This is a genomic window from Waterburya agarophytonicola KI4, from assembly GCF_020640915.1.
GTDB lineage: Bacteria > Cyanobacteriota > Cyanobacteriia > Cyanobacteriales > Xenococcaceae > Waterburya > Waterburya agarophytonicola.
Window position 1 is genome coordinate 1 of record NZ_JADWDC010000095.1, and the last position, 12,452, is coordinate 12,452.

Here is a 12,452-nt window from a genome sequence, read left to right on the forward strand (position 1 = left end):
AGAGAAAGTGTATGAAATTACTCCCAGCTATTTTTGACAAAATCAACACCCTAGGTACAGCGCATGGCAAAGCGTAATGCCTTAGTGCGTCGTCTCTCAGCAGTAGAAGCCCTCAGTGCGACAACGGCTATTTGTACCGATAAGACAGGAACTTTAACTAAAAATGAGATGACAGTGCGTCGTCTCTGGCTGCCAACTACAACGGTGGATGCTGATATTGAAGTTACGGGGGCAGAAACCCCCGAACGGGGAATTATGCAGCAGCCACCTCGTAAAAAATCCCAACCCCTCCTCGATCGCTCTCTCTTAGCCCGTGCCTATGGTTTTCTCGGTTTAATCGAAGCAGTATTGGGAATGAGTGCATTCTTAGTCGTCTGGTGGAGTTATGGCTATTAGAAACTACTACTTCTAGCTTCTAGTTTTAATATTTTGATCGCGATTTATTTTTTCTAGCTGATTGAAAACTAAGTAGACATTCTTATTCCAAGAATTTTCAGTAAAATATTTCTCCCACATACTATGAGGAGAGTTTTCTAGCCATTGTCTGATTCCTCTAGTAATTTCATCTACATTGTCAGACTCAATCCAAATTCCTAATTTATACTTATCAACCACAGATTTTAATGAACCTTGTCCCCCTGAGGCTAAACAAGGTTTGCGATAGAAAGTGGATGTATTTAGGACACCACTAGCAGAACGAAAATTACTACTATAGGTTAAGAGAGTAAGATCCGTAGCGGTAAAAATACTGGCTATTTCTGTATCTGGGATAAACTTAATAAGCCAGCGACAGCGATCGCCTACCTCCAAATCTGTTGCTAAATTTTGATAGAAACTAACAGGTTTTTGACCCGATGATTGCTCTTTTCCTGCAACTATAAGATACAAATCAGGAAAGTTTGCTAAAGCACGGATCGCTAAATCAAGATTTTTATTATCTCGAATATGACCAAAAGCTAGCATCACCTTTGCATCAAGAGGTAGATCTAAATTAGTCCGTGTTTCTGCTCTTGATGTTACTGTGGTGGGAAAGCTAAAAACCCCATGAGGAATAACAGTTGTAGTTAATTGAGGCATCGGTTTAACCGTATCCAAAGCGATCGCTTCGTGAACAAAGGCTGCTTTGAGAAAAGAATAACCACAGGCAATTGACCAACGATGCCACCAAAGAGACCCTACGACAAAATCTCTTACAGGATCGTGTATGATCGCTCCAAATATCGTACCGCGATCGGCTAGTTTTTTTAATTTATAAGACCAAAAGGGGGCAAAATATTCGCTATAAGAACCAAATAAGACATACTTAAAATGATTAGCTTCAATAAACCGAGCTAGTTTACTAAAGTTTCTTAGAGTGACAGTAATAAAATTGATTGCTTTGGCAACTTTATTGTTAATCTTACTAGACTTAAATTCTTCTAAGACACTTACTATTTGGTACTTTTCTCCCCTATGAGTAGGATAGTCAGGAGTACATAAAAAAGTGACATCTATCCCTCGATCTACTAAAGCATTAGCTTGTTCGTGAGCATAGTCAGCAATGCCACCATAACTAGCAGGAGAATAATAAAGTAGTTTCATTTTAGACAGAAGATGACCTAATTTGACTTACTTGAAAATATTGGTCTTTTGAGTGTGATTCCTTCAAAAGCATCTGACAGAAATTCTGACCCGAAAAATATTGTTTTGCTTCGGCTTGTTTGAAAATTGCCTGCTGCCTATAATCGTTAAAATTAGTCAGCATTAATATTATTGCTTCAATCAACTCGTCGCTATTTTCATCCTCAATACCAATTCCCGCACCAAACTCAACGAGAGTATCTTCTAACCACCCTCCCTTGGTGTAAATAACTGGAATGCCCAAACATACAGCTTCAATTGCTACGCGAGATACACGGGCGTAATACGAAGAGTTTCGATAAGGTAAAACCATACATCCCGTAGCTTGTAGTAAGCTTTGATAGTCTGGACTTATTAAAGGGCGATCGATAATTTCTAATTGAGGTAAGTTACAAAAATCTTTATCTAGCTGGCAAAGACTACCATCGGGAAGAGTAAAAGATTCAACCCATTGAATAGAAAACTTAGCATCAAAATCAGTATGTTGACAGAGTAATCTTGCGATCGCATATTTTAATAAATCCGAACCTTTTTCATAACGAGCAAAGCCATAACAAGCAAATTTTATAGGCTTACAAAGAGTAGGCGTAAAATCAAATTCTGGTACGGGATGGGGTAAAAGTTGAAATGGTAAACCTGTCAACTCTTCAAACTCTCTTTTTGCACCTTTTGTTTCTACGGCAAAAGTAACTTTTCCTTGTTCGATTAGTTTTTTAAAGCCCTGGAGTAACAAACCTTGTAACCGAGATGATTTGGGAAATATAACTTGCTTTGTTTCTCGATCCCAAACGCCAGGATTTGTTACAAAAAATAGAGTTATGTGTTTTGGCGAGTGGGGATGGAAAGTTGAGATCGCCCACCAAGCAATGAGATGATGTACTAATACAGTAGGGACAAAGATTTCATCATAACAAGACTGTTGTTTGAGAAAAGGAAACAAGACTTTTAGACAGCGCACGCTATGGAGTAAAAAACCATAATAACGCCAACCTGGAAGCTGTTTTTGATTGCTATCTAAATAATAAGCATGACTAAAAATAGGAAATACATTCAGTTTGTTTTTAATTTCATCAGCAACATTTAGATGACAGGCAACATCTACTTGCCAATCATCTGATTCCGCAGCAGTCGAGATCGTTTTTATATATTCAAACCAATGTGCTTTTAAATCTCTGAGAGATTCTTCAACAATTAAAATATTTTTCGACATAATATTAATTAAATATGCTACTTTTTTGGCTAAAAAATAAATTTAACTGGAATAATATCCTAAGTCAGCAATCAATTGCTTTTGACTGACATTGAGCTTTCCCACTTGGTAGTTTTCAGACCATCGATGACCTTTTAATCGGTTTTGAATACCGCTATTAATTTCGATCATTCTAGAATATATTTTCCAATAGTTTAAATTAGATTTTGTATTTAGTAATAAATTCAGACCCTCTATTAAATCTGTTGCAGATGACTCAAGAGATTTTAATAAATAATAAGTTTTCCACACGTTAGTTAAAAACTTTGGATGTCTAATAGCAGCTTGAAGGTGATCTTTATTTTTAATTTTGTCTGCTGCACTAAGTAAAAATCTTGCCCAATCTTCAAGTCTATTTTTATTGGTAAATCCCGAACCAGTCACTTTCCCGTAATCATTAAGACGATAGAGAGTAAGTGTTTCACTAGCAAAAGTTATTTGAGGTTGTGCGAGTAATATGCGGAGAAAGAAATCGCTATCATCGCACGTCCACATATCAGTACGATATAAACCAACCTTTTTAACTAAACTATTCCGCAATAAACATTGCTGTAAGACTATAGACCAGCCAGTAAGATATGAGGTAAGCAAATCTCGATTATTGGGGACGGCTGCTTGTTGTAAAACTACATTTTCTAGCTTAATATTCTGGCGATCAAAAAAAACTTTTGCCCAAGGACTATAAACAAGATTGGCATCTTCTTTAATCAGCTTTTTTGCTTGTATTTCTAGTTTGTTAAGGGATAGCAAATCGTCACTATCCATTAATTGAATAAACTCACCCGAAGCAATTTTTAAACCAGCATTTCTAGCAGCACCAGGCCCTTTATTTGATTGTTGAATTAAAGTAACGCGATCGCCAAAGCTTTTAATGACTTCAACAGAGTTATCTGTCGAACCATCATCAATCACAATTACTTCATGAGGAGGTAAACTTTGATCGAGCATATTATTAATGGTTTCGCCAATAACTTGCGATCGATTGTAGTTAGGAATAATAACAGATACCTTTGACATGACTTTAAACCATTTCCTTGAGAAATTCACCTGCTTGCATAGCTCGTTTTTGCACTTCTGGTACTCTTTGAAGCAGCTGATTCTTAATAGATTGACGATTATCTAAAATCGAGCAAAACCTTTCAATAAATTCTTTTTTATTTAAAGTCCTAGTATCTAAACAGTAGTCAGTATGATTGAACAAATCGCGATTAATCCCAATAGCTTTAATACTAAAGCTCATGGTCAAAGTAGGTACGCAAGAAGATAAAGCAGCAATAGTGGAATGAGTCCTTGCCCCTGCAAATACTTGAGTTTTGCCAATAACCCACTTGGTTTCCATACCGTTGAGAGTATTGGGAACTAACAATATCGGAGTAGAGCAATCATTCTCTGCAGTATCCTTAATTTCTTTGAGTAGTTGATAGTCATCTACGCTGACATTCGGGTGAACCACATGAGGTACTAGTACAATAGAACGCTGAGTCAAATGACTTAGTTCCGTAACTATATCAGTACAAAAATCTATCCAACTTTGACGATCTTGTGATGATATTTTCCAAGCGTCAATATTGCGATTCAAAAAATATTTAGCAATTAAAGGACTGAAATTTAAGCCAATGGCATCTTCAGGAATAGTAAAGCCTAATTTATTGGGTGATGGTTCTTCTGGCTGCATCACAAACGCAGGATCGGCAACAAAACGAACATTATCCTTAACTCCATTATCGGCTAAATAATTTAATGTTTCTTCTTCTCTAACAAAGACTCCTGTCAGGCTTTGTAAGTGTTCAAACATTTGCTCTGCAAACTGAGGATTTTTATCAAAAGGACCAACTGAAGCAGCCCAAAGAAATAATGGTCGCTGGTGCTTGAGAACGAAATGATCGTTTCGTAAATAACGCATTGGTAAACCATAGTCTAAGGAATAAGTATCTCCTCCTAAAATTAGTGCTGCTTCGATCTTGTCTAATTTGTCTTTCAGAGGTGCATTTGCTCCTGCAAAGCGATCTTGACTTAATAGTCTATTCGCTTTAGTTTCCCACCAAGACAAAGACCATCGAGGAGGATTTTCTCTCATTAAAAAATTATGGACATCACGATCCATTTCGGTTGCATTTTGTTGAAATAAATCTTCTGCCGAACCATACGAGCCAGCAGCAACTTGAATATTATCCCCAAAAGAGTTTCTTAAAATACGCATTGTACCGCGTACGATCGCTTCGCAGCCCCGATTGTGATAGCTGCTATTACCCATAAACAGAAATTGAGATGTGGCTTTGGCAATATTTGCGTTAGTGACTGTCATAGTTTTGCTGTGGTTAATTGTGGTTAATTAAAAATATTAGTTATGGACAAATAAAACTTCTTCTAAATGTTTGCGACGGGAAGTTGCCACCTGAATTTTGTCTGGCATATAACCAACCAAAATCAGCATTGCGATCGCATCTGAATCAGGAATACTTAATTCTTGCTTAAAGGAGCGATCAACATCATTTTCGACACACCAATTTAAGCAACACGTCCCCAATCCCAAAGAATGTAAAGCATAGACTAAAGACATCGCAAACATACCGCCATCAATCCAGCATTGGTTTCTCTCTCCCACAGAGTTGTAGGATTTGAGATTGGAAGAAATTACCAATACCTTATCTGCGGTATGTCCAAAACCTCTATTACCGTTTTGATAACTCAAGGCCTTTTCTTTGTCTTCTGCTGTATGCAATACAGAAATTCGTGCAGCCTGGCGATTGCACACTGATGGAGTAAACTGCGCCATTTGTACCGCCTGACTAATTAAATCCAAGGAGACGGAATTGTTAGTAAAATTACGAATACTATGACGAGAAGCAAAAAATCCACTTAAATCTAATCGAGTAGATTCAACTAGTTCTTGTTTAGTAAACGGATGGCTTCCACCAGTTTGTAATTCTCCTCGAATATGTCCATGTATTCGATTGGTTTTGCCAATCCAAGCTTCTAATTCTGGATTGGCAATTTGACGATCTTGATTGAACTGAAAATACTGCTCTAAAACACTCAAGCAAATATTTGCTAGATCGTCGAAACCAAACTTTTCAATATATTTGTCTACCATCACAGGTAGTTTTACCACAGTATCCAAGCCGAACCCAGGTCGAGGTTCTGGTAGTGCTAGACCTTTTTCTAAGCGATGATATTCGATAGTCATAACGCTGCGAAACTGCTGTCGATCCCAAGGGCCATAAGGATCCGATCGAGCGGGGACAAAACAAGGTGCATGACGCTCAAAACGAGCGCGATCGGCATTAAACTGATTGCGACAAAAATTAAGATCTTTTTGAGAATAATAATATCTCAAACCAGCTCGATAAATTTTTTTGAGTCTGCCTGACCAAGCTTGAGGAACTCCAGCAAATATAATTTTGCCCCAATGTTTAATGGATTGCTTGATATTTATTTTTTGAAGATAAGATTCTTTGTATTGACTACTACGCATTTTTTATTGCCTAAATTATTGATTAATTTATTATTCAAGCCAATGAGAAAGATCGCGATTCAGCATATTTTGTAAATCCAAAATATCTTTTTTAAATATTTCTTGGAGATAAGCTTTTGATTCTAGATCGATAGTAGGTTTATGCTGATTAATTGCTTTTATTTTCTGTTTAATTCTATGAGGGATCAGTTTGCTACCTATTTTTCCAACAAAATTACTTCTATTAGCTAATTTTTGTAGATAGCGAGAACGAGGAATATAAGAAATATTTAATTTTTCTTTTTGTTGGGGTTTGAAAACAGATTCAACACCAATAAAGTCGCAACAAGAAGCTATTACTTTTTGAGGATAAGATTGAAAATCTTCATAGAGAAATATTTTGAAACAATGACGAGGAAAATAATCAAAGTATCTCTTTAATTGTTTGGCATAAAAACCCAATTCTGTATATCGCCAAATATAACTATAATTTCGATCTATACGCTCGTTTTCTGCATTCAAAGCTTGACGAAAACCATTGTATGTTTCGCGATTGTCTCTCCTAAGATGCAAATAGCTAGAAAAAGCTCTTTCAATGGGATTGCGTAAAATAATAATCATGGGAATTGAATCCAAATAATGCTTGATTTTTGATGGTGCATCAGGATGACATAGATAAATAGGAGAAGCTTCTCCTCTGGCGATAAATTTGCCACTATTAGCGAATAGTTTTAAGTAAGAATCCCAATCGTTGATACTTTCTGCGTAAGTAATGCAATCCTTTGGCCCCTGAAATTCTTTACTCTTTCCTTCTAGAGCAAAAAATCTAGTTTCTTTAATAGAAGACATAAAAATATCTTCGTGTTGCCCTAAATAATGAGCCAATGAAGTAGTTCCTGATTTAGCTGCTCCAATAATCAAAAAATTAGGCTTTAACATAAATACTCTCTCAAACTATATTTTAAAAAATTAGTTAATACTAGCTGCTAGCTTTTGAAAAATAGAAGACTTGTCTAGAAGTTGTTCGTAAGTCCCTTGGGCTACTATTTTTCCTTGTTCCAACACAAAAATAACATCACATTTTTCAACCGTAGAAAGACGATGCGCCACCATAACTATAGTTAGATCTTCTGGTAGTTCTTCTATTTCAGCGATTAGCTTTCTTTCCGTTTCTGAGTCTAAAGCACTGGTTGCTTCATCAAAAACTAAAACACTAGGCTGATGATATAAAGCTCTAGCTAAAGCAATCCTTTGTTTTTGCCCTCCACTCAAACGAATTCCTCTTTCTCCGCATTCAGTATTGTATTTCAATGGAAAATCAGCTTGAATAAAGTCGTGAATTTGAGCAATTTTAGCTGAATAAATCACTTGAGTGTCGACAATATTTGACTCAGCAATGCCAAAGGCAATGTTTTGACGAATACTTTCATCCGTCAGAAAAATATCTTGAGCAACATAACCTACTAAACGATGCCAATTAGCATATCTAGCAGGAGTCAACTCTACGCCATCAATTAAAATTTTTCCTGAAGAAGGATTTAACAAACCAATTAAAAGATCGATTAAGGTTGATTTTCCAGAGCCAGAATAGCCAACAAAACCTATTCTTTGACCCTTTTTAATTGACAAGTTTACTTCGTTTAGAGATAGTTTTTGCGCGTTAGGATAGGCAAAACTAACATTTTCAAAAACTATACGCTCTTGTAACTCAGTGGGTTGCCAAGCTCGTAATTCTGGATTGCGATTGAAATTAATTGAATTGTTCATTTCAATTAAGTCTTTATATAGTATGTCAACCGTAAATTTTTGGCTTTGAATCTGAGTCAGCTGTCGATAAATTAGCTGTAGAGAAGGCATTATACGATAAGCCGCTAAAACAAAAAATGCCATAAAAGGCAAGATAGTCTCTAGAGCAACACCTTGTGATTGACATACCAAAACTATAATTATTACCGAAGAAAAAGCGATCGCCTCAATAATATATTTGGGAGTATTTCCAATAACTGCCAGTGAAGAATCTAGTTGAGCAATACGTTTAGAAGAACGATAGTAATCTGAAATAAAATGTTTTTGACACTCATGAATCATCACTGTTTTAATGCCCATTAATAGTTGATGGGCTGATATAAAACGTTGACTAATTAAGACTTTACGCTCATTATTTCCTCTAATTAAGGCCAGACGAAACACTAAAAAAGTTAACCCCAGGAAAGAACCAAAAACTAGAAATGCCATCCCACCTGCAATTGGGCTAACAACAAATAAAATAATTAAAATTAGTACTACGTTAACGCTACGAGAAATGAGTTCTAAGAAAGGAAGTAAAACTGCTCCCATGAACATATTGACATCACTCTGTAGTCTTTTAATTAACTCTGCTGAATTATGGTTTATGTAAAAAATATAAGATTGAGAAGCATAAGAAGTTAATAAGTAAGTGCCAATACGCATACAAGTAAAATGAGCATATCTTGCTTTGAGAAAGTCTGTAACTCCATTAACCACACTAGACGCTATTAGCAAAGTAATAGTAAAGATACCTACTATTAAAACTAAATGATCAGCTTCAAAAAAAGGTATAGTTTGCATTATTTTTTGAACCATTGCAGATTCTAATGCTTTATTTGGATTATTTACTATTGCCAAAAAAGGCATAATAGAAAAGACACCTAGCACTTGAATTATTCCTTGAAGTAAGATTAGTATCCATAATAAAATAATCTGGCGTTTGCCAAATAAAAAAACAATTTGCAAAATTCTTTTAAATAAAGAAAATTTGCTATTTAATAAATTCATAAAAAATATAAATTACTGAAATTAAATATCATGAATATTTACCAGTAACATCCTCCTTCAACCTGTTGATAATTATTTGGTTTGTGAGATGAAGGAGGAGAAATCCAAGCTTCATTGATGTATTTTTTAAACAAAGGATGTTCTTTGTGTCTTACTCCTGCTACGCCAAACATTGCTTGTAAAAAACCACCAAGATGAACTCCAACTTTTCCCAAACGTTTAGCTTCTGCTGCAAGGGGAAATCCCAATGCACCACACCCAAAAAGAGCCACCTCAAAATCTGTACGGTGCATTTTTTGGATCGCATCTTGATAGACATCTTGCCAGTCGAGATCGCAATTATCATCAATTAGATAGGGAAACTGATAGCCATCAATATCAAAATCAGGCAGAATATCTAACTCCTGCCAAATTTGCGATCGCTTATGCATCTGTTGTTTGAATAAGTCCAAAAAAGGGCTAACAACAAATACTTTTTTACTCCGAAGTTCTCTAGACCAAGGGCGATCGGTTACAAAGGGAGTAAAATATAGAGGTTTACAAACCTTAGCTTGTTTGGCAAACTTTTTCCATAGCGATTTTTCCCTGGGTAATAAAAATACTCCTAATAGATCTACAATAGATAAATCATCAATAAATAGATCGGAAAACTTTTGATATGAAGCTACATTTCTAGGTTTAATGCCTGCATTTGTTGCACAAGCTAATGTTTCAGAAAAAGGAACTTGCCATTTGATTCCCAGAGGTAATTCTATCGGAATTTGTGAACCCCAAAGTAACAAAAGTTGTTCGTTTGTGCCGATTTTTCCTACACAGAATGGCTGAGATTCCTTAATAGCTCTGCTAACACAGTCATTCGCCTGTTCTGAGTTAAGTAAACTAACATTTGCCCATACATTCGATCCTTTATCTTTTTCATAGCGATATCGCCAGTTTTGAATTTTGGTTTGCAGCATTTTATTCTTAATTATTTAAAACAAAAATCTTCGTAATTAAAGCAATTGCTTTGAGGCGATAATTTTTAGAATTTAAAAATTGCTCTATTTCAGAAGAACTATCTCGATTAAAATCCTCAACTAAAATTACTTTTGGTAAAAACATCTCGTAAGGGAAAGCTTTAATGACATTAAAATCTTCTCCTTCACAATCAATGGACAAAAGATCTATTTGAGTATTGTTTTTAATATTTTCTGTAAGAACTTTAAGAATTGGTTTACTTGGAACTTGAATCGTATTGTTAGGTAAATTATTTGTATCGAGATCGCCTTTATCTAATAATATTGAGTTAGTTGCGGGAGCATCCTCATTAACTTGATAGGATACATAACCTTCTTCTTGACTAATAGCTAAATTGAGAAAAAGATCGTTTGGTCGATATTTTTTCCACCGACTAGCAAAACTGGGATTTGGATCTATGCAAAGTCCTCGCCAACCTCTTTGATAAAAGATATATGTATTAGAACCTTTTATCGGATCGAAACAGCCAATATCAACATAAAAACCATCTTTTTTTTCATAACCAATTAACGCACTAGCCAACAAATCCTCTGCAAATTGAGAATAAGAAATCATTGCTTGTTTGGCAGCAGTTAAATTTCGAGGATATGGTCGATGAAGTAATTGAGCAATATCTGACATACTAATTTACCTTAGTTAAAATTTATGAGTAATAAATTACGCAGCAGAGAGTTTAGACCACTCCTTATGTATGTCTGCAAAGTCTGAGATCTCTCTTAAAACTTCATAAATACTGGTTTGAGGAGTCCAATCCCAAACCTTGGCTGCTTCAGAAGCATCTAGTACCATCCAAGGAATATCAAAAGGACGTTCGGTATTAGTTTGAATCACTTCATTGTGACCAAAACGATCTTCACACCAAGCAGTAAGTTGTCTCAAAGACATACTGTTTCTAATCCCACCACTGATGTTAAGTATCTTGGGGTTAGTAGTATTTAGAGGTTCGGCAAATTGTTTTTCTAGTAAAAAAATCAAATCTTGAGGATGTAAACAATCTCTTACCTGATAACCATTACCGCCAAAACCGATATATTTTAAAGGTCGTTTTTCTCGGAAGCTATGCACCCAAAAAGCAAAAATTCCCTGACCAGGATGACCAAATTGACCAGCACCAGCCATAACCCCACAACGATTGATCCACACAGGAAAATTAAAGGTTGCGCCATATTCTAAGGCTAGATGTTCTGATGCTACTTTAGTGCTGCCATAGAGAGATACAGGAGGCGTTGTAGAATAGCTTTCTCTAACTCCTTTTGGGGAAATACCTACAGGAAAATCTTGCTTTGGTAAAGGATGAAAAGCACGATCTATTTCGGTTACTTTTAATTTGCTCAATCCTAGAATTGAATAAACTCGACTAGTAGAAAGTAAAACAAATCCTGCTCGATGCCTTTTACAAAATTCTAGTAAATTAATTGTTCCTTGTAAGTTGTTTTGAACCAATTGCAAGCTACTACTTTTCCCATCCACTCCAGCCAAAACACTAGGGTTTGCTGCTGCATCAATGACCCAATCAACAGCAGAAATAGCTTCTAAATCGCTTCCATTGCGAATATCACCATGAATAACAGTTATATCCAATTTTTGTAATGGTTCTTTATTGATCCAGCTACCAGGGCGCGAAAAGTTATCGATACCTATAATTTGATGTTCTGCAGAATAGCGACGTAAAGATTTGGCTATAGTTGAGCCTACAAATCCACAAATGCCAGTAATTAAGATGCGCATTTTAAAATCCAATTTAGCTTGAACAAAAAATACAATTAAAATTAAATTGTTGTTTAATCATTAGAATTGTATGTATTTAACTAGCAATCTTTGCCAGTATATTAGTAAGCAATACTAATTAGCCTCATGATAAATACTGAGTTGAATCATCAAAATAATAAGCTATTAAGTAAATTCATTGATTCTATATGATTCAGATTAATTAAAATAATTTAAATCTAAGTACAGGACAAAAACTGTAAAGATTGGAGAAACTCAGATTGTTTTAAATCTAAATCAGTAACTATTGAACGTAAATGATCGAGACCATAACGAAAAATACTTTTAGCTAATCTTCCATGCTTTTTGATTCTGAGTGGTTGATGGTGATGCAACCACTCACCCATCCTAATTGCCCAGCACAAAGCCAGAGACATAAGAGCTAATAACTTGCTCAATCGTTCCGAATCGGTGAAATGAGTAGACTCAAGACAAAATCCTCTAGTCTTAAACATTCCGAACAAAGTTTCAATTCCCCATCGTTTTCCATAATTTGAAATAGCTGTGGTGGTTGAATCAGGAGAGACAACAACTAGTAACTCACCATCC

At 35.6% G+C, this 12,452-nt stretch carries 10 protein-coding genes and 2 pseudogenes; 1 reads left to right on the plus strand and 11 read right to left on the minus strand.

The annotated features are described in order from the left end of the window. Positions 1-54: 54 nt before the first annotated feature. Positions 55-396 (plus strand): annotated as a pseudogene (locus I4641_RS23975) (cation-translocating P-type ATPase C-terminal domain-containing protein); the annotation flags it as partial. A 12-nt stretch (positions 397-408) separates the two neighbouring features. Here I4641_RS23975 and I4641_RS21730 read toward each other — a convergent pair. From I4641_RS21730 to I4641_RS21780, 11 genes and pseudogenes are all read right to left on the minus strand, one after another. Next, positions 409-1,581, minus strand: coding sequence for a glycosyltransferase family 4 protein (locus I4641_RS21730; RefSeq protein WP_229642686.1), 1,173 nt, complete (start codon positions 1,579-1,581; stop codon positions 409-411). 1 nt (position 1,582) lies between these two features. After that, a complete protein-coding gene (locus tag I4641_RS21735) occupies positions 1,583-2,830 on the minus strand; it encodes a glycosyltransferase (RefSeq protein WP_229642687.1) in 1,248 nt (415 codons plus the stop codon). Positions 2,831-2,872: 42 nt separating this feature from the next. Beyond that, complete coding sequence (locus tag I4641_RS21740) at positions 2,873-3,886, minus strand: glycosyltransferase family 2 protein (protein WP_229642688.1); 1,014 nt, start codon at positions 3,884-3,886, stop codon at positions 2,873-2,875. A 4-nt stretch (positions 3,887-3,890) separates the two neighbouring features. After that, entirely contained in the window at positions 3,891-5,174 is a 1,284-nt protein-coding gene (locus I4641_RS21745; RefSeq protein WP_229642689.1) for a polysaccharide pyruvyl transferase family protein, read from the minus strand. 36 nt (positions 5,175-5,210) lie between these two features. Beyond that, the gene (locus I4641_RS21750; protein ID WP_229642690.1) at positions 5,211-6,344 is read right to left on the minus strand and encodes a nitroreductase family protein; all 1,134 of its coding nucleotides are present in this window, start codon (positions 6,342-6,344) and stop codon (positions 5,211-5,213) included. Between the two features lie 30 nt (positions 6,345-6,374). Further along, positions 6,375-7,262 (minus strand): sulfotransferase family protein, encoded by an 888-nt coding sequence (locus I4641_RS21755; RefSeq protein WP_229642691.1) that lies wholly within the window; start codon positions 7,260-7,262, stop codon positions 6,375-6,377. Between the two features lie 30 nt (positions 7,263-7,292). After that, complete coding sequence (locus I4641_RS21760) at positions 7,293-9,119, minus strand: ABC transporter ATP-binding protein (RefSeq protein ID WP_229642692.1); 1,827 nt, start codon at positions 9,117-9,119, stop codon at positions 7,293-7,295. A gap of 38 nt (positions 9,120-9,157) precedes the next feature. Beyond that, a complete protein-coding gene (locus I4641_RS21765; protein ID WP_229642693.1) occupies positions 9,158-10,075 on the minus strand; it encodes a hypothetical protein in 918 nt (305 codons plus the stop codon). 7 nt (positions 10,076-10,082) lie between these two features. Beyond that, complete coding sequence (locus I4641_RS21770) at positions 10,083-10,757, minus strand: FkbM family methyltransferase (RefSeq protein ID WP_229642694.1); 675 nt, start codon at positions 10,755-10,757, stop codon at positions 10,083-10,085. Between the two features lie 36 nt (positions 10,758-10,793). Continuing rightward, complete coding sequence (locus I4641_RS21775) at positions 10,794-11,864, minus strand: NAD-dependent epimerase/dehydratase family protein (protein ID WP_229642695.1); 1,071 nt, start codon at positions 11,862-11,864, stop codon at positions 10,794-10,796. 218 nt (positions 11,865-12,082) lie between these two features. Then, positions 12,083-12,452: pseudogene (locus tag I4641_RS21780) on the minus strand (IS4 family transposase); the annotation flags it as partial.